13 protein-coding genes are annotated in these 21,432 nt (G+C 38.4%); 11 read left to right on the top strand and 2 right to left on the bottom strand.

Annotation, left to right across the window (positions count from 1 at the left end; genetic code table 11):
* Positions 1–166 precede the first annotated feature (166 nt).
* The 6 genes from D0817_RS26195 to D0817_RS06040 all read left to right on the top strand — a co-directional run bounded on the left by D0817_RS26195 (position 167) and on the right by D0817_RS06040 (position 15,460).
* A complete protein-coding gene (locus tag D0817_RS26195; protein ID WP_238160827.1) occupies positions 167–4,918 on the top strand; it encodes an immunoglobulin domain-containing protein in 4,752 nt (1,583 codons plus the stop codon).
* Entirely contained in the window at positions 4,848–9,602 is a 4,755-nt protein-coding gene (locus tag D0817_RS26190; protein WP_238160826.1) for an Ig-like domain-containing protein, read from the top strand. The genes D0817_RS26195 and D0817_RS26190 overlap by 71 nt, the downstream gene beginning before the upstream one ends.
* Before the next feature lie 46 nt (positions 9,603–9,648).
* Positions 9,649–10,581: a PorP/SprF family type IX secretion system membrane protein gene (locus D0817_RS06055; protein WP_127337509.1), complete on the top strand. Its 933-nt coding sequence runs from the start codon at positions 9,649–9,651 to the stop codon at positions 10,579–10,581.
* An 11-nt stretch (positions 10,582–10,592) separates the two neighbouring features.
* The gene (locus tag D0817_RS06050; protein WP_127337508.1) at positions 10,593–12,527 is read left to right on the top strand and encodes an OmpA family protein; all 1,935 of its coding nucleotides are present in this window, start codon (positions 10,593–10,595) and stop codon (positions 12,525–12,527) included.
* A 244-nt stretch (positions 12,528–12,771) separates the two neighbouring features.
* A complete protein-coding gene (gene ligA / locus D0817_RS06045; protein ID WP_127337507.1) occupies positions 12,772–14,778 on the top strand; it encodes an NAD-dependent DNA ligase LigA in 2,007 nt (668 codons plus the stop codon).
* Positions 14,765–15,460, top strand: coding sequence for a lysoplasmalogenase family protein (locus D0817_RS06040; RefSeq protein ID WP_127337506.1), 696 nt, complete (start codon positions 14,765–14,767; stop codon positions 15,458–15,460). Before ligA ends, D0817_RS06040 begins: the two co-directional genes overlap by 14 nt.
* Here the strand turns inward: D0817_RS06040 and D0817_RS06035 are convergent.
* Positions 15,446–16,357, bottom strand: coding sequence for a bifunctional metallophosphatase/5'-nucleotidase (locus D0817_RS06035; protein WP_127337505.1), 912 nt, complete (start codon positions 16,355–16,357; stop codon positions 15,446–15,448). The two genes, D0817_RS06040 and D0817_RS06035, sit on opposite strands and share 15 nt — an antisense overlap.
* Before the next feature lie 300 nt (positions 16,358–16,657).
* Entirely contained in the window at positions 16,658–17,437 is a 780-nt protein-coding gene (locus D0817_RS06030) for a 5'-nucleotidase C-terminal domain-containing protein (RefSeq protein WP_127337504.1), read from the bottom strand.
* 47 nt (positions 17,438–17,484) lie between these two features.
* Between D0817_RS06030 and D0817_RS06025 the strand changes: the two genes are divergently transcribed.
* The 5 genes from D0817_RS06025 to coaBC all read left to right on the top strand — a co-directional run bounded on the left by D0817_RS06025 (position 17,485) and on the right by coaBC (position 21,371).
* Positions 17,485–17,997: a DUF6913 domain-containing protein gene (locus D0817_RS06025; protein WP_127337503.1), complete on the top strand. Its 513-nt coding sequence runs from the start codon at positions 17,485–17,487 to the stop codon at positions 17,995–17,997.
* A 15-nt stretch (positions 17,998–18,012) separates the two neighbouring features.
* On the top strand, positions 18,013–18,906 hold the full coding sequence (gene dapA, locus D0817_RS06020; RefSeq protein ID WP_127337502.1) for a 4-hydroxy-tetrahydrodipicolinate synthase: 894 nt from the start codon (positions 18,013–18,015) through the stop codon (positions 18,904–18,906).
* A 125-nt stretch (positions 18,907–19,031) separates the two neighbouring features.
* Positions 19,032–19,826, top strand: a complete 795-nt coding sequence (locus D0817_RS06015; protein WP_127337501.1) for an outer membrane protein assembly factor BamD — start codon at positions 19,032–19,034, stop codon at positions 19,824–19,826.
* Between the two features lie 9 nt (positions 19,827–19,835).
* Positions 19,836–20,153, top strand: a complete 318-nt coding sequence (locus D0817_RS06010; protein ID WP_007807938.1) for a DNA-directed RNA polymerase subunit omega — start codon at positions 19,836–19,838, stop codon at positions 20,151–20,153.
* 9 nt (positions 20,154–20,162) lie between these two features.
* The gene (gene coaBC, locus D0817_RS06005) at positions 20,163–21,371 is read left to right on the top strand and encodes a bifunctional phosphopantothenoylcysteine decarboxylase/phosphopantothenate--cysteine ligase CoaBC (protein WP_127337500.1); all 1,209 of its coding nucleotides are present in this window, start codon (positions 20,163–20,165) and stop codon (positions 21,369–21,371) included.
* Positions 21,372–21,432 lie beyond the last annotated feature (61 nt).

Below are 21,432 nucleotides of genomic sequence, written 5' to 3'. Positions count from 1 at the left end.
TATATAACTAAATTTTATTGTTTTTTTTAAGAAGTTTAATTTAAGGTCTTACCATAAGGTTTTAAATTTTATCTAATCTATTGATTATTAGTGTTTTTTGAATTGCCTAAGTATACGTACTTATCGCAACAGGTATTTTATTGTCCATTTTCTAATCTTCCAAATTATGAAAAAAATCTTTACTTTTTGTAATCTCACTTATCAGAAGAGATTATTCGGACTATTATTTTTACTCTTACTATGTACTAATGCATTTTCGCAATCAGTTTGCCGGCCTGTGTCGCAAACTAACAGCCAGGGTGGATTAGTATGTGTAGGGTTGGATATTGATAGTCCCGCCAGTGCCTACGACAATGACGCAGGCCTTACTACTTATGCAACTCTGACAAATGCTGTCGGGGTGGGATGTTTTGTCCAGGAGACATTAACATTCAATCAGACTGCAAAAGCCGGAGATCAGATTGTACTTTATCTGGGTACAGGAAACGGCTTGCTCGATGTTGGATTATTATCTAATGCAACGCTTCAGGCCAAACTTTCAGGAACAAATGTAGGTCCAAGTGTAGCACTAAACAGCCCGCTTCTAAACTTAAATTTGTTATCCGGAAACACGGTTGCGGCAGTACGCTTTACTGTTACAGGTGATACGAATCAGATACAGGTGCAGGTTGGAGGCATTTTAAGCCTTTTGGTGAGTTTAAGAATTTACGATGTTCGCCTGGATTTTGCAAAACCAACCGTAACAGGAGGTGTAAGTCAGACAATTTGTTCAGGGAATTTCACTACGTTAACTGCCACTCCGGCAGCAGGTACTTCCTTGTCGTGGTACGATTCTCCAACTTCTACGACTCCTTTGATAACGGCTAATAGTTATCAAACACCAGTTTTAACGACAGCTACTACCTATTATATAGGTGTAACCAGAGCTGCCGGTTGTGAAGGCAGTGAACGTTTACCCGTTGTGGTTAATGTTTCTAATCCTGTTGCCCCGGCTATCAGTACTGTGGGAACCGCAATATGTTCTGCCGGCGCTACACAGCAAACTACTTTATCTGTAATTAATTCTGTGCCCGGAACCACGTACAACTGGTATTCCGTAAATAACGGAGGAACGATTTTAGCCTCTGGTGATACTTATTCTCCAGTAGTTCCTGTTGGTACTACCAATTTTTTTGTAGAAGCCGCAATAGGTTCCTGCGTAAGTCCTGCAAGAACACAGGTGACTGTAACATCAAATCCGGTACCGGTGTTACCAACAGTACTGACACAAAGTGTTACCATTCAATCTGGTCAGAATGCCACATTAAGCGCTGCGGCTACGGGTGCAGGTGTGACCCTGAACTGGTATGACGTTGCCACGGGCGGAACTGCGCTTCTGACAAATTCGACAACATTTACAACGCCTATATTAGTAGCGACTAAAACCTATTATGTGGAAGCGCAAAGTGCAGCCGGAGGTTGTGTAAGTGCTTCGAGAGTACCGGTAACAGTAACAGTTATCAGTAATCCTTTGGGAACTTGTTTAGAAGCAAATAGCCAGCAGACTAATTTTAATGGACTTTGTCTATTATGTGGTTCGACAAATCCTAATAATTCAGTGGATGGAAATCCGGCAACTGCTGCGAGACTTACCATTCCGGTTGGTTTAATTAATGGCTACGCACAGCAAACACTTCAATTTAATAATCCCGGCAGAGCAGGGGATATTGTTGATGTTGAGCTGGAAGTTCCGGGAGGTGTCATGGATTTAAGTGTATTAAATTATATTAGTTTAGCCACTTATAACGGAGCAACTTTTAATAATGACAGAGTTTCGATCAATAATATAGTTGATATTGTATTATTGGGAGGAAACCGTTTTAGAGCGAGTGTTGTGGCAGGTGCAGCTTTTGATCGTGTTGAAGTGCGATTGGGCGGTCTGGTTTCAGCCATCACAAGCCTGGATATTTATCAGGCGGCTTACCGATATAAAGCTCCTGTGATTACAGGAAGTACAACCATTTGTAGTGGACAAACAACAACACTGACCACTACTTTGGGTGCGGGAGAAACAGTTGAATGGTATAGTGCCGCAACCGGAGGTCTTCCGTTGGTAAGTACAGCATCTTATACCACACCGGCTTTAAATGCTAATACCACTTATTATACAGCCATTACCCGAAATGGTTGTTTAAACAGTGAGCGTAATCCTGTATCTGTTTCAGTGCAAAACCCTGTTGCGCCAGTTATTACAGCTGTTCCCACAACAATTTGCAGTGGACAGACGGTCGCTTTAACTGTTCAGGCACCAGTTTTGGGTACGGTATACAATTGGTATGATGCCAATGTAGCAGGGAATTTAGTTTTTACAGGAACTTCATTTACGACACCGGCTTTAACGGCTAACATTAGTTATTATGTAGAAGCTTCAATAGGAAGTTGTTTGAGTTCACGTACTCCGGTGAACCTTATTGTAAATCCGTTACCGGCAGTACCGGTACCTGTATCATCGAATGTAGTGATTCAGTCCGGCCAGAATGTAATGTTAGGTATTTCAAATCCTGATGCTAATGTATCTTATGCCTGGTTTGATGTCCCAACAGGAGGAACGGCTTTGGCAACCAATACCAGTACGTATACTCCAACTCCGGCTTTAACGGCAAATAAAACATTTTATGTTGAAGCTACAGATCTGACAACAGGTTGTGTGAGCAGTGCCAGAGCAGTAATTAATGTAGTAGTAATTAATACAGTTAGTAATTGCCTTCAGGCGAATGCTCAGGTGACCACTTTGGATCCGGGACTTTTATGTGTTGGCTGTGGAGCGACCAATCCCGGTGGATCTGTTGATGGAAATATTAACACTGCAGCTACTCTTACCATACCAGTTGGGGTACTTGGAAGTTATATTCAGCAAACCTTAACTTTCGCTTCTCCAGGTGAGGCGGGTGACATTATAGATGTTGAATTAGAAGTTCCGGGCGGCCTTCTCGATGTAAGTGCTTTATCTTATATTAGTTTAGCAACCTATGACGGTGCAACCTATAATAATGACAGAATTAACGTTAATAATAATTTACTGAATGTACAATTATTATCCGGTAACCGATTTAAAGCTAGTTTTACTGCCGCTTCGACTTTTGACAGAGTTGAGGTTAGATTAGGCGGCGTAGCTGCATTATTAACCAGTGTAAATATTTATGGAGCTTCTTACAGATATCCGAATGCTGTAATAACAGGAGCGACAACAATTTGTGCAGGAGATGCAGCTTTATTAACAGCTGCTTCAACAGGAACAGAAACGTTTACATGGTATGATTCCCCAACAGGAGGAAGTATAGTGGCTGTAAATCCAACACTTCCGTTAAGTAATACGACAACCTATTATGTAGAATCAGCACGTGGCGCCTGTATTAACAGTGTTCGTCAGCCTGTTACTATAACTGTAAATCCGTTAGCAACTCCTGCCGATGTGGTGATTACAAGTCCTCTGGAAGCTTCCTGCTCCGGAACAGTTGTATTGGCTCCGACCTCTGCTTTAGCGGGAGCTCAATTTAGATATTATACCAATCAGAATAAAGATCAGGAAATTATAACAGGATCTGTTGTAGGAACCCAGCCAGGCGTAACCTTTGTTAAAGATGTGACAACTGGTGCTCTTACGGTTTCAGGGCTTACTGCTCTGGGAGTTCCTTATAATTATTATATTTCTGTGACCAACGCAAGTACTTGTGAGAATGTCATTAATACTTTAAAACAAGTAAATATTACTATTCCTACAGTGACACCTTTAGCAGTAACAACACCTTTGCCGGCAGGTTGCGGAAGTGTAAACTTACGAGATGCCATCATAGGTTTTGACACAACAGGAAATACAACTTATACTTTTTATGATGCGTCCAATAATATCATAACCGAAAATGCAGCAGGAAATATAACAGCAAGTGGTGTTTACTCAATTCAAGCTCAAGGTAACGGTGTTACATGTCCATCTGTTAAACTACCAGTAACAGTTACTGTTAACCCGTTGCCAAGTTTGGTTGTAAATCCCTCAGTTTCTGTGAATGCAGGTTCTTCTGTGACCTTAACTGCAACATCAAACGGCACATTAACCTGGTTTGATCCTCAGGGGAATACGCTGACAGGACCACCCTTTACAACAGGAGTATTAAATACACCGGGAATTTATACCTATACAGTTGTGGCAAGTAATGCCAATTGTTCTGTTACAGGAACTGTTTCTGTGAATGTTATAGATCCGGGTACCTGTCCGTTACTATCGGAAAGAGTGTATGCAACAGGACAAACCCAGGGCAACATTATATCAGGAGTGGTGACTAATCCAACTGCAGCTGTAGATGGCAATCCTCAAACTTTTTCAACGATTACAACGGGAGTTGGACTTTTAGGAATTGGAACAACATGGCAAAATCTAACATGGCCTGCCAATATTGTAAAAGGAACTCCGGTAACCATAAAATTAGGATCTGAAGCCAGTGTTTTAGCGGTAGGACAAGATTTGTCCATTATTGGAACTAAAAGCGGGGTTGATATCGGAACGATGCAGTCTATTTCAGGATCGTTAGTGAATTTAATCTCAGGAGAAAATTCATTCGAATATACTTTTGTACCCTCAAATACTTTGGGACCTCAGGATTATGACGGAATCAGAATCCAGTCTGCATCACTTTTAAGTGTTGCTCAAAACACAAAGGTATTTGACGCTTATTATACCAGACCGGTTTCTACGGTAACCTGTACTCCGGGAGATATACAAGATATATATTATGGAGCTACAGATCTGGGTCTTCCGATCGGGGCTTTAACAGCCACTGTAGGTGTTAGTGACGCCTTGAATGTAGCAGATAATGACGTTACCACTTTTGCTACCATGTATAGCGGGTGCTCTTGCCGCTGCAGATTTAACAGTAGCCTTTAAAACACCATCAATTGTTAGTGATACATTAAGAATTGTGGTTTCAAAACCGGGAGTTCTTTTAGATGTTAATTTACTAACCGGCTTCACAATTCAGCGTTATTTAGGTAATGTTGCAGTTGGGGCGCCAATTCAGAATACAAGTTCATTATTAAGTGTACGATTATTACCTGGAAACACCATGTCTATGGTACTTGTATCTTCTCAGCCAGAGCCTTACGATCGCGTGAGAATTCGTTTTGGAGGAGTTGCAGGAGTTTTGGAATTCCTTAGAGTTCACACTGTTGAGCGAGTAGCCAATACAAAAGTAACAGGAGGAGACCTTAATAATAAAGTAATAGTCTGTCCGGGAAGCCCTGTCACACTTGAGATACCGGCCGAAGCCTGTTCAACCTACAGATGGTACGATTCGCCTGTTGGTGGAAATGTCGTAGCCAATGGTATTGCATATACCGTACCAGCTACAACGGCAGCAGGAATTTATAAATATTACATACAGCCGGTACGTTACGGTTGTGAAGCATTGGCAAGAGGAGAAGTAACTGTAGAGGTAAAGGCTTCAGCTCCGGTAAATGCTTTAACAGATATTACCTTAAATGGAGGAACAGCTACTTCAGTTTGTTCACCAACCGGTACTATAACACTTGCAACAAGCCTGAGTGGAACTCCGGCACTGACAAATCCAATATACTACTGGTATAGTTTTGACGGAACAACAAGTCAGTTAATTCCGGGAGAAACGACCGCCCAGTTAATTGTAAATGGTCTTGTTCCGGGAACATACACCTATTTTGTTGGAGTGAGTTCTACTGAATTTTGTGAAACTGCAGCCGCAGACAGAAAACAAATTACGCTGACCATTTTACCTCCTTCAGGAGCAAATGATATTTCAGTTGACGATATCGCTGTATGTCATAATGTACCTGGAGTATTAACACCAACAGCGACTACGCTGACCAATCCGGTATTTACCTGGTATTTTGATGCCAATAAAACCCAGCCCATAACAAATGGCCTGGTGGCCGGTGGCTTGACTTATGCGATAAATGCTACAGGTGTTTTAACAGTAACAGGTTTAACACGTGCAGTAAGTCCAATTACATATTATGTTGCGGTAACAAGTGATGCTACTTGTGAGAATATTGCAGGGACACTTCAATCGGCAACAATAATTGTAAATGACCCAGCTACGCCGACAACAACAGATGCTACACAAGATTTCTGTTTGGTAGATGCACCGACTTTCGCAAGTATTCAGACCAATGAGACCAATGTGGTTTGGTACAGTGCTCCGAACGGTGGAACTCCAATTCCTGCTACAACAGCTTTGACAAGTGGTACTTACTACGCTTCTTTATTGGATGCCGTAACAGGATGTGAGAGTTCGGTAAGATTGGCTGTTACAATTTCCGTAACCAATCCGGCAACGCCAACTACAACAGATACCACACAAGACTTCTGTTTGGTAGATGCACCAACTTTTGCAAGCATTCAGACCAATCAGCCTAATGTGGTTTGGTATAGCGCTGCTAACGGAGGAGCTCCAATTCCAGCCACAACAGCTTTGACCAGTGGTACTTATTACGCTTCTCTATTAGATGCTGCCACAGGATGTGAAAGTTCAGTTCGCTTATTGGTAACTATTTCCGTAACCGATCCGGCCACACCAACAACAGCAGATACCACACAAGACTTCTGTCTGGTAGATGCACCAACTTTTGCGAGCATTCAGACCAATCAGCCAAATGTGGTTTGGTACAGTGCTGCAAATGGCGGAACACCAATTCCAGCCACAACAGCTTTGACCAGCGGAGTTTATTACGCCACCTTATTGGATGCCGTAACAGGATGTGAGAGTTCTATAAGATTGGCCGTTACAATTTCCGTAACCGATCCGGCAACGCCAACTACAACAGATACCACTCAGGATTTCTGTCTGGTAGATGCACCAACCTTTGCAAGCATTCAGACCAATCAGCCAAATGTGGTTTGGTACAGTGCTGCGAATGGAGGAACACCAATTCCTGCGACAACGGCCTTGACCAGCGGTACTTATTACGCTGCTTTATTGGATGCCGTAACAGGATGTGAAAGTTCAGTTCGTTTATTGGTTACTATTTCAGTGACCGATCCGGCGACGCCAACTACAACAGATACCACACAAGACTTCTGTTTAATAGATGCACCAACTTTTGCAAGCATTCAGACCAATCAGCCTAATGTCGTTTGGTACAGTGCTGTAAATGGGGGAACTCCAATTCCTGCCACAACAGCTTTAACAAGCGGTACTTATTACGCCGCCTTATTGGATGCCGTAACAGGATGTGAAAGTTCGATAAGACTGGCCGTTACGATTTCCGTAACTGATCCTGCGACGCCAACTACAACAGATACTACACAAGACTTCTGTCTGGTAGACGCACCAACTTTTGCAAGCATTCAGACCAATCAGCCTAATGTGGTTTGGTACAGTGCTGCGAATGGAGGAACACCAATTCCTGCTACAACAGCTTTGACCAGCGGTACTTATTACGCTGCTTTATTGGATGCCGTAACAGGATGTGAGAGTTCAGTTCGTTTATTGGTTACCATATCCGTAACCGATCCTGCGACTCCAACTACAACAGATACTACACAAGATTTCTGTTTAGCAGATGCACCAACTTTTGCGAGCATTCAGACCAATCAGCCTAATGTGGTTTGGTACAGTGCTGCGAATGGGGGAACAGCAATCCCTGCTACAACAGTTTTGACAAGTGGTACTTATTACGCTGCTCTATTAGATGCGGCTACGGGATGTGAAAGTTCAGTTCGCCTATTGGTAACTATTTCAGTAACCGATCCGGCAACGCCAACTACAACAGATACCACGCAGGATTTCTGTTTAGTAGATGCACCAACTTTTGCGAGCATTCAGACCAATCAGCCTAATGTGGTTTGGTACAGTGCTGCGAATGGAGGAACACCAATTCCAGCCACAACAGCTTTGACCAGCGGAGTTTATTATGCTGCTTTATTGGATGCTGCCACGGGATGTGAAAGTTCAGTTCGCCTATTGGTAACTATTTCAGTAACTAATCCGGCAACACCAACAACTACTGATGATACACAAAGTTTCTGTATAACAGCAGCACCAACAGTGGCTAATATCCAGGTAAATGAACCAAATGTAGTTTGGTACAGCACTCCTACAGGTGGTGCAGTAATAGCTTCAACGACACCATTGGCAAATGGTATCTATTATGGTGCTATATCTAATCCGGCAACTGGTTGTGAAAGTGTGACAAGATTACAGGTAACTGTTACAATCGAAAACACTACAGCAACTCCAACTACAAATTCAGCGACCCAAAACTTCTGTTCGGTAAATACACCAACCATTGCCAATATTCAGGTAAATGAACCTAATGTAGTTTGGTATAGTACTTCAACAGGAGGTACTGCAATTCCGGCAACAACTGCTTTGGTAACAGGTTCTTATTATGGTGCTATTGCCAGTAACGTAGGTTGTGAGAACCCGGTAAGATTAATAGTTACGGTTAATGTAAATACACCGGGAATAGTTACTACTCCAAGAACAACCCAAACATTTTGTTTATCAGATACTCCGACGATTGAAGACATAGTGGTAAATGAAGCAAATGTAGTTTACTATTCTTCTGCAACAGGAGGTACACCATTGGCTGCGAACACGCCGCTTACCGCTACAACTTATTATGCTGTTCCGCTTAATAATACCACCAATGGATGTGTAAATACTTCACGTTTGGGAATAACAGTACAATTTGCAAATGATGCTCTTGTACAAATTACAACTAGTGATGATACGCCATGTGTATTCCAGGGAGTTACTTATTCTATTGGAAACGGGAAATCGAATTATGTGTGGTCCGTTTCAAACGGAACCATTGTTACCGGAGGCGGAACATCAGATGATTCTGTAACCGTTTCGTGGTCTGATGTTGGTCCGGGAACAGTGAGCGTGACGTATGTGAATACTTGTGATGAAACGACAACTAAATCGTTAAATGTTACAGTAGCAACATGTTCAGATCTGACCATAACAAATACGGTTAATAATCCGACTCCGAATTTTGGAGATGAGGTTGTCTTTACAATAACGGTAAATAATGTTGGACAGGGAACTATTATTAATACACAGGTAAGTGAATTAATCCCAAGCGGATACAGTCTGGTGTCCTTCACAACATCTGTTGGCGTTTACGATCCCGCAACTCAAATCTGGACAATTCCAACTTTAGCTGGCGGAGAAAGTGAAACCCTGCAAGTGACACTTCTGGTATTGCCAGATGGTAACTATAATAATGTTGCAACAATCGAAATTTCAACTCCTTTAGATGTTGATCCTTCAAATAATTCGGCTACGGCTTTTGTTGAGCCAATTTGTCTGACAGTCTACAATGAGTTTACTCCAAATAATGACGGACAAAACGATCTTTTCAGAATTGATTGTATCGAAACACACCCAAATAATGAATTAAAAGTATTCAACAGATACGGTGCGTTAGTGTACAGCAAAAAGAAATATGAAAACGACTGGGATGGGACTGCAAATGTATCCGGAGTTATTAATAGAGGAGATATGTTGCCTACAGGTACTTATTTTTATGTGATAGACACCGGAGATGGAACGGTTAAAAAAGGATGGTTATCTATAATGAGATAGTCCATTAATACTCTTATCTAATTAATTAAACTAAATAAGTATCGTTATGAAACTATATATAAAATCATTAGAAACGTATTTCATTTTAATATGTTCTTTTACCACGTTTTGGGCTTCTGCGCAGCAAGACCCGGAATATACACAGTATATGTATAATACAATGTCGGTAAATCCTGCTTATGCAGGATCTACCGGAGCATTGGAAGCCGCACTTTTGTATCGTTCCCAATGGGTTGGAATTGACGGAGCTCCGGAAACCCAGTCATTTTCGATTCATGCACCACTTCGAAATGAAAAAATCGGATTGGGTCTGAGTGTTGTCAATGACAAAATCGGACCATCTGACGAATTGTATGTGGACGGAAATTTTGCTTACTCCATACCGCTTGGATATGAGAAAAGATTAGCCTTTGGATTAAAAGCCGGTATGCGAATGCTCAATATCGACTGGTCAAAAGGAAGATATTATGATAATAACGATAATCTGTTAAATCAAAATATTAACAATCAGATGAAATTGGCCGTTGGAGCAGGGATTTATTACTATACCGATAAATGGTATTTGGGACTTTCGATTCCGAGTTTTATTCAGAGTAATTATTACGATGATGTTCAGGAATCTATAGATTATGATCGTTTGCATTATTATTTAATGGGAGGTTATGTGTTTGATTTGAATCCGAATTTGAAATTCAAACCGGCATTTTTGGTAAAAGCAGTCAGTGGGGCTCCGCTTACTGCTGATGTTTCAGCCAATTTCATGATTGCCGAAACATTTGTAATTGGCGGTGCTTACAGAACCGATGATTCTGTAAGTATACTGGCAGGTTTTCAGATATCAAAAAGCTTTTACATCGGATACGCTTTTGACTACACCGTAAGCGAATTGAACAAGTATAATGATGGTTCACATGAAATCATCCTGCGCTATCAGTTTAATAAAGGCGAAAGCAAAATCAAATCTCCACGATTCTTCTAAAAACAAAGTCTATGAAAAAATTATATATCCTAAGTTTAGTCCTGAGTTTTACTATTGGTTCTGCTCAGACTAATTTAAAAAAGGCCGATGCGTTGTTTAAAAACTATTCGTATGTAGATGCTTCGAAAGCCTACGAGGAAATTCTGCAAAACATCAAGAATCCGTCCACACAGACCTTAAAGAATGCAGCCGATTCGTATTATTTTATTTCAGATGCCAGAAATGCGCTGAAATGGTACAAAAAATTATATGAAGCACAAGGTAACAATCTGACAGATATTTACTACCTGCGCTACATTCAGTCCTTAAAAGGTGTTATGGATTATGACGAAGCCAACAGAATGATCAAAGAATATCTGGATAAAAAAGGAGATCAGAATGAAATTAACAGATATGCCGCCCAAAAGAAACAGCTTGACAGTCTCTCGAAATCGAAATCTCTTTATAACATAAAAAATCTCGATATCAATACCAGTAAATCTGATTTTGGGGCTACTTTTTTTCAGGATAAAATTGTGTTTACCTCCGCAAGGGATACAACAAAATTTAGTGAAAAATTATACACCTGGAACAACCAGCCGTTTTTAAATCTTTACGTAGCAGAACGAAATCCGGCTGATGGAAGTTTGTTCAACGAACTTTTATTTATACCAAACGTAATGACAAAGTACCATGAAGCAACGGCCACTTTTGATGCTCCGGGAAAAACGATTTATTACTCGACCAACATCGTCAAGAAAAACAAACTGGTTATCGATGAGACAAAAACCAATAATTTTCAGATTATTAAAGGGGCAATTGTAAATAACAAATTAGAAAATCCCGAAAAAGTTTTCTTTGACAGTGATGAGTATTCTTCAGGACATCCTTCTTTAAGCGATGACGGACGCTGGCTTTTCTTTGCCTCAGATATGCCCGGAGGATACGGCGAAACCGATTTGTATTATGTGAAAATTGCCGATGATGGTACGATGAGCTCTCCTGTAAACCTGGGACCGAAAATTAATACACTGGGAAATGATCTTTTTCCTTTTTTTAGTAACGGAACGCTTTATTTTTCTTCAGACGGGCATTACGGATTAGGGGATTTAGATGTTTACGAAAGTAAATTCCTGGCAGATGGAACTTTCTCTGTTCCGCGAAACCTGGGAGCGCCAATCAACAGTAACAAAGATGATTTTTCTTTTATAATTGACAAAGCGGATAATTTTGGCTATGTTTCTTCCAACAGGGCAGAAGGAAAAGGCGATGATGACATTTATTCTTTCACCAAAGGAAAACCGGTCTGCAACCAGAATATTTCAGGTATAGCTGTTGACAGAAAAACCAAATTGCCACTTACCGATGTGGTAATTATGGCATACAATTCTTACAGTGATGTTCTTAATGAAACAAAGACCAATTATGAGGGGAAATACGCAATCGTAGTGCCCTGCGGAAAAGTCGTTAAACTGCTGGTTGCAAAGCAAAACTACAGTAATGATGAAAAAACGGTTCAGGCAGGAGATGAGAATGAAGGCGAAATTAAAGACATTAATTTTGAACTGAGTAATTATGACGATCTTGTTGTGAAGAAAAAAGGAGTCGAAAAAGTAGATGTGAACCCTATCTATTTTGATTATGACAAGTACGACATTACACCTTTGGCCATAGAAGAACTGACCAAAGTAGTTTTTATCATGCAGAAATTTCCTAACATCCGAATTAAAATCGAATCACATACGGATTCTCGCGGAAAAGATGCCTATAATCTGAAACTTTCAGACAACAGAGCCAAATCGACCCGTGATTATATTATTTCCCAGGGAATTGATGCTTCAAGGATCGAAAGTGCGATCGGTTATGGAGAAACCCGATTAATGAATAAATGTAAAAATGGTGTGAAATGTACAGAAGCAGAGCACTTGCTCAACAGACGTTCCGATTTCATTATCATTCAAAAGTAACTCTATATTTATGTCCGGATTGGCTTATGGCCAGTGAAAAAGTATAGAACGTAAAAACCATTTGGAAGTTGGTTTTGATTAATTCTTTTTAAGAATGATGGACAAAAAGAAAATCAAGTTGCATTTTTTTGCAACTTGATTTTTGATTTTTAAAACTTTTGTATTTTTAGTTTTTCAGGGAAAATAATCCTAATTTTGAATTTACAGTTATTCAAAATTACAATCCGCATCATTTTACTATTTTATGAGTATTCAAGAAACAATTCAGGCTTTACGAAACGAACTTAATCAGCACAATTACAATTATTACGTACTGGATAATGCCACAATTTCAGATTATGATTTTGATGTGAAGTTAAAAGAGCTTCAGGATTTAGAAGATAAAAACCCTGAATTTTTTGATGAAAATTCTCCGACCCAGAGAGTAGGAGGTACTGTTACCAAAAATTTTAAAACAGTAGCCCATCAATACAGAATGTATTCACTGGACAATTCCTATTCCAAAGAGGATTTGCAGGATTGGCAAAACCGAATTCAAAGAGTCTTAGGCAATGTTGATTTGCAATATACCTGCGAATTAAAATATGACGGAGCTTCGATAAGTATCACCTATGAAAATGGAAAATTAGTTCAGGCTTTAACGCGTGGAGATGGTTTTCAGGGCGATGATGTGACGAGTAATATCAAAACTATTAAATCAATTCCGTTACAGCTAAAAGGAAATTATCCGGATAAATTTGATATCCGTGGTGAAATTATCCTTCCTTACGCCGGATTTGAAAAGATGAATCAGGAATTAATCGAAATAGGTGAAACGCCTTATTCCAACCCAAGAAATACAGCCTCAGGAAGTTTAAAATTACAAGACAGTGCAGAGGTCGCCAAGCGTCCTTTAGAATGTTTATTGTATTTTGTAACCGGTAATAATCTGCCGTTCCGTTCGCAATTTGAAGGACTGGAATCTGCAAGAAATTGGGGATTTAAAGTTCCAACTGAAGCAAAACTGGTACATAATTTACAGGAAGTTTTCGACTTTATCGATTACTGGGATGTGCATCGCCATAATCTGCCTTACGAAACAGATGGTGTCGTAGTCAAGGTGAATAGTATTCAGCATCAGGAAGAGCTGGGTTATACGGCAAAATCGCCACGCTGGGCAATGGCTTATAAATTCAAATCCGAGCAGGTGTCTACGCAATTAGAATCTATTTCCTATCAGGTTGGGCGTACAGGTGCCATTACACCTGTAGCCAATTTAAAACCGGTACAATTGGCGGGAACAATTGTAAAAAGAGCTTCCCTGCACAATGCAGATCAGATCGAAAAACTGGACATCAGGATACACGATACTGTATTTGTTGAAAAAGGAGGAGAAATTATTCCGAAGATTATTGCAGTAGATTTAGACAAACGCCCGGAAAATTCAGAAAAAACAACTTACATTACACATTGTCCCGAATGCCACACCGAATTGGTACGAAATGCAGGGGAAGCCAACCATTATTGCCCTAATTTTTATGGATGTCCACCACAGATTATTGGAAGAATCCAGCATTATATTTCCAGAAAAGCTATGGATATTGAAGGTCTTGGTGGTGAAACTGTCGCGTTGCTTTTCAAAAACGGACTGGTTCATAACTACGCCGATTTATACCAATTGAAAGTAGAAGACATTTTGCATTTGGAACGAATGGCAAAAAAATCTGCCGAAAACCTGGTAAACGGAGTGCAGAAATCAACAGAAATTCCGTTCGAAAGTGTCCTGTTTGCCCTTGGAATTCGTTTTGTAGGCGAAACTGTGGCCAAAAAACTAGCTAAACATTACAAAAATATTGATGCATTAAGTCAGGCTTCGCTAATGGAACTGATTTTAGTAGATGAAATAGGGGAGCGTATTGCCAGAAGTGTGATTGAATTTTTCGAAAACGAAGAAAATCAAAAAATCATAGAACGCCTAAAAAGTTATGGCGTCCAATTTGAAATTGTCGAAAAAATAAACCCAAATGCAACAGAGAAATTCATCGGGAAAACTTTCGTGGTTTCAGGTGTGTTTGCTCAGTTTTCAAGAGACGAATTAAAGAAAACCATTGAAGATAACGGAGGTAAAGTGGGAAGCTCCATTTCTGCCAAAACAGATTTTGTGGTAGCAGGAGATAACATGGGACCAGCCAAGCTGGAAAAGGCAAATAAATTAAATATTCCGATCTTGTCTGAAGAAGATTTTATAACGAAACTAAATGAAAGCGAATAAACCGTCGTTAATCCTGTTTTTTCTGGCATTACTCTGTACCATCATTTTTGATTGTACAAGACAGGATTTTTTGGCAGTTTATGCAAAAGCGATTGTGCTTCCGGCTATTTTTTTCTATTTTTTAATTAGCAGCAATTACAAAATTGGAAAAACAATAGCTTTCATCTTTTTCTTCTGCTTCGTGGGTCAGGTATTTGACCTCATGGAAGTGGAAGTTTCCGAAATCGGTGGAGTACTTAGTTTCCTGATTGTATACCTGTTACTGCTCCGGTTTTTTATTGTTAACCATGAAAGAATAAAGCTAAGAAGAAAAGATCTCTTGCCGGTCTTTATCGTAGTCGTTTTTATAGTTTATTTATTGATTTCAGTACTAAGCCTGCAATCAGATGATATGAAAAAATTTAATTTTATTTATACCTTTTACGGAATTGTACTGAGTATTCTAAGTTATTTTTCATTTGTAAGTTACATCACAAGAGGAACTTATATTACATTGTTAATGTCCTTAATGGCCATTAGCTATATCTTTTCCGACATATTTTATATCTTCATTGAATATTTTTCCTTTTCAGTTGTGCTGGTCTTAATTCGTGACGTTACCCAGATTCTGGCTTACTTTTTTATGGTCGAATATTTTCTTGAAAAGAGTAAAGCCGAAAAAAGAGTATTATACAATGATTGATCTTCCCTGATTGGTATGTGCTTTGTCTTTATCAAAATAAAAATCAACACGGCCTAAATTAATTCCGTAACATCCCACCTGATTTACCAGGACATTTTCGCCTGCTTTGTTCTTTACGATAGTAGGTTTGTCTAAGAAAGTATGCGTATGGCCGCCAATAATCAAATCAATATCCTGGGTAAGTTCTGCTAATTTCAAATCACAAATCTTGGTTTGGTCATCTTTGTAGTTATACCCTAAATGCGAAAGACAAACAACCAGATCACATTTTTCCGTTTTTTTCAATAATTGAGTCATGTCCTGTGCAATTTCTACAGGATTGTTGTACACCGTTTCTTTATACATTTGTTTGTCTACCAGACCTGCAAGTTCAATTCCAAGACCAAAAACACCTACTTTAATTCCATTTTTATTAAAGATTTTATACGGTTTAACAAGTCCGTTCATGACCGTATTTTTAAAGTCGTAATTCGAATTTATAAATTCAAAACTGGCATGCGGCATCTGAGCGTATAAACCATCAAGACCATTGTCGAAATCATGATTTCCTATTGTTGAGGCATCATATTTCATCATGCTCATCAATTTAAATTCAAGTTCACCACCATAATAATTAAAGTACGGAGTTCCCTGAAAAATATCACCTGCATCTAATAATAGTACGTTTGGATTTTCTTTACGTATAGTTTCAATAAGAGCCGCTCTGCGGGATACACCACCTTTATTTGCATTACGCGGATCATCAGCCGGAAAAGGATCGATATGGCTGTGAACATCGTTGGTATGTAAAATCGTTAAGTGTTTAATATCGGTAGTTTCAAAACTGCTCAATGATAAACCTAAGCTTAATAAGGCAGTACTGGCAGCTGTTTTCTCGATAAATTCTCTTCTTTTCATTTTATATATTTTTTGCTGAAACGCTATTTTTATTTTTATTTTTTTTGGCCACGAATTTCACGAATTTCCGCGAATTAGTATTTTTACTAACAGCTGAATTGGTGTAAATTAGTGAAATTCGGGGCAACTTATTTTCTTCTGTATTGCGTTTTTTTTGCCACAGATAAAAAGATTAAATTGATTTTAAAGCTGTGGTTAAACTTTTCACAAGCAGAGTTATCAACTTTTATTTTCGGCTCATTTTTCAAATATTCATTATTAAAAAATTCGCGAAAATTCGTGAAATTATTGGCAAATTTTTTATTCTTCCGTAATTCTGATATCTCTTGGCACCGGAATGGTATCTACTTCTTTAAAATAGTCAATCAGTACATCCCTTAGTTTATAATTCAGATCATATTTCTGAACACTTTTCGCGAAAAAAGACATACTGTCTCCGCCATTGGCCAAATAATCATTGGTGGCTACATAATAAACAGCAGTAAGATCAAGAGGTTTTCCCTGAATCAGGATGTTTTTTGCAGTCTTGTCTTTGGCGATCGTAAAAGTCATCCCGGATAAGGGCTGTGCTTTCTGTGCTTTGATAATATAGGAAGTCATTTCTGAAATTTGCTCCCCTTTTAAAGCCATAACAACCATACTATTTTCAAAAGGCATAATTTCAAACGCTGTTCTGCTGGTTACATTTCCTTTAGGTAAAATAGCTCTGATCCCGCCATGATTCAATAAACACAGGTCAATGGTTTTTTTCTCACGGGCTTTAAAAACCAGATTTCCTCTTTTTACACAAACATCAGCCATTAGATTTCCAATAGTCGTCTGCCATTTTCCGCTGCTTTTGTCAAGTGTTTCAGGACAATAAGCCAAAATACTGTCCAAATCCCTATTAATATGATTGCGATAAGGAGCAATAAAACTTTCTATGGCCGGGGTTTCGGCAGCTTTCTCCGTTACAGGCAGCAGCATGCCTTCTATCTTCGTTAAATTGTAGTTTTTGGTACTGCAAGAAGTTATAAAAAAAAGTGTTAAGAATATAACAAAAAGTTTTAAAAATCCGTTATACTTTTTTAGTTTTACCATCTTAAATGCGACTTAAATAATTAATTTTGTAATCTGGTAAAAATACTATGTTTTTAAATTATATAAAGGAATTTTTTGTAAAAAAATCATTAAAAAATAACCTGCATAATGTCAAAAACGAAGTCTTTACAAGTAAAGTGCAAACAATTGGTTTACTGGTTGATGAAAGCAAATTTCGACATTCAAAAGAGTTAATCAGAGAATTAATATCGAATGGAATCAGGCCGGAGGATATAAAAATTGTGGTGTACAGAGATAAATTAAAGGAAAAAACCGCATACTCCCGACCTACTTTTGGTAAAAAAGACATCAGTTGGAACGGAAATATTACGGCAGATTTTCTGAATGAATTTATCGGGACAGAATTTGACCTTCTGATTAGTTATTATGATATCGAAAAAGCCATTTTGATGCTGGTAACAAGTAAGTCAGAAGCGAAGTTTAAAGTTGGTTTTACAGCCGTCGATAAAAAATTAAACCGATGGATGATCGAAACCACTCTGGAGAATTACAAACTCTTCGTTTTCGAATTGTTTAAGTATTTAAAAAATATCAAATAAAATATAAATTAGAATATGCAATCATTAATAGGTACCGGCGTTGCACTTGTAACTCCATTTAAAAAAGATTTCTCAATTGATTTTGAAGCATTACAGCGAATAGTTAATTTTTCGATTGACGGAGGAGTTGAATATCTTGTGGTTATGGGTACGACAGCAGAAAATGCTACCTTGACCCAGGCCGAAAAAGAATTAGTTATTAATGCAGTAATTGATGTTAATAAAGGCAGATTGCCTTTGGTACTTGGTGTGGGCGGTAACAATACAATGCAGGTGGTGGAGGAATTAAAAACAAGGGATTTTTCTGCATTTGAGGCTATTCTTTCCGTTTCTCCTTATTATAACAAACCAACTCAGGAAGGAATTTACCAGCATTTTAAAGCTGTTGCCGAAGCTTCTCCGCTGCCGGTTATTTTATATAATGTGCCGGGGAGAACATCAAGCAATATGCTGCCTTCAACCGTAATTCGTCTGGCGAATGATTTTAAGAATGTCGTAGGGATAAAAGAAGCTGCGGGAGATATCGTGCAGGCTTTTCAACTGATTAAAAATGCACCGAAAGATTTTCTTGTAATTTCAGGTGACGATATGATTGCCTTACCCATAGTTTTGGCTGGCGGAGCAGGGGTAATCTCTGTAATTGGACAAGGTTTTCCGAAAGAATTTTCAGAAATGATCCGTTTAGGTTTGAATAAAAAAGTAAATGAAGCTTTTAAAACACAATACTTTCTGTCAGATTGTATTGATATGATTTTTGAGCAGGGAAATCCTGCCGGAATCAAACAAGTGTTCAAAGCCCTTGGTATTGCTGAAAACACGGTACGTTTGCCATTAGTTTCAGTAGATGATTCACTGGCCGGAAGACTGAATGAATTCGTTAAAAAAAGCATTCAGGTAGAGCAGGATTAACGGTATTTTATTATACCAAAAAAATATTTTGTAGTAGCTAAATTAATAACTAAATTTGCCACCGGAACTTCGGTGTGATTTTGCTTTGGCACAATTGTCTAAGAAATCATAATAAAAGTAATAAAATGAAAAAAATAGTATCTCTATTAATTGTTGTTGTCCTTTTTTGTTCTTGTAGTGATTACCAAAAAGCATTGAAAAATGAAGATGTTGCGGCAAAATTTGAAATAGCAACAAAGATGTATGAAGCTGGAAAATATTCAAAAGCCATCCGTCTTTTTGAGCAATTAGCGCCTACGTATAGAGGTAAGCCTCAGGCTGAAAAACTATTTTATATGTTTTCTCAGTCCTATTATAAAACAAAACAATATTATTTGGCAGGTTATCAGTTTGAAAGTTTCGTTTCCGGTTACCCACGAAGCGAAAAAGTTCAGGAAGCTGCTTTTCTTGGTGCCTACAGTTACTCAAAATTATCACCTGTTTATAGTTTAGACCAGACCGATACGGTAAAAGCATTAGAGAAATTACAGGCTTTCATTGATAATTATCCAAATTCAGAATACATCACTCAGGCCAATGATGCGGTAAAAATCCTCAATGGCAAGCTGGAGAAAAAAGCATTCGAAAATGCAAAAGGATATAATACGATTTCAGATTATAAATCGGCATTAATTGCTTTTGATAATTTTATAGCTGACTTTCCGGGAACACCTTTTAAAGAAGATGCATTGTTCTATAAATATGATTCTGCATACAAACTGGCTATAAACAGCGTTCCTTCAAAAATGCAGGATCGTTTAAATGTTGCCAAAGTAGCTTACAATAACTTACTTAAGTTTAAAAGCGACACAAAATACAAAGCACAAGCTGACGAAATGAATGTCAGAGTGGAAACTGATTTACAAAAATTTACTAAATAAAATAAAGTCATGGATTTAAAAAAGACGAATGCTCCTGTAAATACAATAACTTACAATAAAACAGTTATTGAAGAGCCAACAGGAAATGTGTATGAGGCAATTACCATTATGGCTAAAAGAGCAAATCAGATTAATTCTGAAATCAAAAAAGAATTAACGGAGAAATTGGAAGAGTTTGCTACTTATAATGACAGTCTTGAGGAAGTTTTTGAAAATAAAGAACAAATTGAAGTTTCTAAATTTTACGAAAAATTACCAAAACCACACGCTTTAGCCGTTCAGGAATGGTTAGACGGTAAAACATACCACAGAGGTTCAAACAAATAATATAGTATAATGTCAGTTTTAAACGGAAAAAAAATTTTACTGGGAGTTTCTGGTGGAATTGCAGCGTATAAAACAGCATCATTAGTACGACTCTTTATAAAAGCAGGTGCACATGTCCAGGTGATAATGACACCTGCTTCTAAGGATTTTGTAACTCCACTTACGTTATCTACGTTATCAAAAAATCCGGTACATTCCAGTTTCTTTAATCAGGATGATGAAGATGCCGTTTGGAACAATCACGTTGATTTGGCACTTTGGGCCGATTTGATGCTTATTGCTCCCGCAACCGCCAATACGTTATCCAAGATGACAACCGGTAATTGCGACAATCTTTTAATTGCCACTTATTTATCGGCCAAATGTCCCGTTTACTTTGCTCCCGCAATGGATCTGGACATGTACAAACACCCTTCCACCATTTCAAGTTTTAATGCTTTAAAGCAATTTGGGAATGTCATGATTCCGGCAGAAAGCGGCGAATTGGCAAGTGGCCTTTCCGGTGAAGGAAGAATGGCAGAACCTGAAAATATAATTGCGTTTCTTGAAGCCGATTTAGAAGCTAAATTACCGCTAAAAGGAAAAAAAATACTAATTACTGCCGGACCAACATACGAAGCAATAGATCCTGTACGTTTTATAGGAAATCATTCTTCCGGAAAAATGGGTTTTGATATTGCAAATGCAGCTGCTGATTTAGGCGCAAGTGTTATTTTGGTCTCCGGACCAACGCATTACAATGTAAAGAACACCGCAATTGAGGTTGTAAATGTGGTATCGGCGGAGGAAATGTATGATGCCTGTCATTTGTATTATAATGATGTTGATGTGGCCATTGCAGCAGCAGCGGTAGCCGATTATAAACCGAAAACGGTAGCTGTACAGAAAATAAAAAAAGCTCCGGATGAATTTTCGATTGCCCTCGAAAAAACTAAAGATATTTTATTGTCACTGGGAAATAGCAAGAAAAATCAATTTTTGATTGGGTTTGCATTAGAAACTGAAAATGAAATTGAGAATGCGAAGTTGAAAATTCAGAAAAAAAACTTAGATTTGATTGTTTTAAATTCCTTACAGGATAAAGGCGCCGGTTTTAAAAAAGAAACCAATAAAGTGACATTTATCGATAAGGATTTTAAAATTGAACCAATGGAATTAAAATCAAAAGAATCAGTAGCAGCCGATATTTTGAATAAAGTGATTTCACATTTTCTATAAAGCAAAAAGTGATCGCAGGCCAGACACTTAATAAAAAAATAGCGAAACCATATTTCGCTAA

It is taken from the genome of Flavobacterium cupreum (assembly GCF_003996965.1).
Lineage (GTDB): Bacteria > Bacteroidota > Bacteroidia > Flavobacteriales > Flavobacteriaceae > Flavobacterium > Flavobacterium cupreum.
Note: the sequence above shows the minus strand (reverse complement) of the source record. Positions and strands in the feature narration are given on the sequence as shown.

Coding starts and splice junctions, on each gene's coding strand:
- D0817_RS26190 (WP_238160826.1), top strand. CDS start 4,848: ATGACGTTACCACTTTTGCTACCATGTATAGCGGGTGCTCTTGCCGCT.
- ligA (WP_127337507.1), top strand. CDS start 12,772: ATGAGTATTCAAGAAACAATTCAGGCTTTACGAAACGAACTTAATCAG.
- dapA (WP_127337502.1), top strand. CDS start 18,013: ATGCAATCATTAATAGGTACCGGCGTTGCACTTGTAACTCCATTTAAA.
- D0817_RS06035 (WP_127337505.1), bottom strand. CDS start 16,357: ATGAAAAGAAGAGAATTTATCGAGAAAACAGCTGCCAGTACTGCCTTA.
- coaBC (WP_127337500.1), top strand. CDS start 20,163: ATGTCAGTTTTAAACGGAAAAAAAATTTTACTGGGAGTTTCTGGTGGA.
- D0817_RS26195 (WP_238160827.1), top strand. CDS start 167: ATGAAAAAAATCTTTACTTTTTGTAATCTCACTTATCAGAAGAGATTA.
- D0817_RS06040 (WP_127337506.1), top strand. CDS start 14,765: ATGAAAGCGAATAAACCGTCGTTAATCCTGTTTTTTCTGGCATTACTC.
- D0817_RS06030 (WP_127337504.1), bottom strand. CDS start 17,437: ATGGTAAAACTAAAAAAGTATAACGGATTTTTAAAACTTTTTGTTATA.
- D0817_RS06015 (WP_127337501.1), top strand. CDS start 19,032: ATGAAAAAAATAGTATCTCTATTAATTGTTGTTGTCCTTTTTTGTTCT.
- D0817_RS06010 (WP_007807938.1), top strand. CDS start 19,836: ATGGATTTAAAAAAGACGAATGCTCCTGTAAATACAATAACTTACAAT.
- D0817_RS06025 (WP_127337503.1), top strand. CDS start 17,485: ATGTTTTTAAATTATATAAAGGAATTTTTTGTAAAAAAATCATTAAAA.
- D0817_RS06055 (WP_127337509.1), top strand. CDS start 9,649: ATGAAACTATATATAAAATCATTAGAAACGTATTTCATTTTAATATGT.
- D0817_RS06050 (WP_127337508.1), top strand. CDS start 10,593: ATGAAAAAATTATATATCCTAAGTTTAGTCCTGAGTTTTACTATTGGT.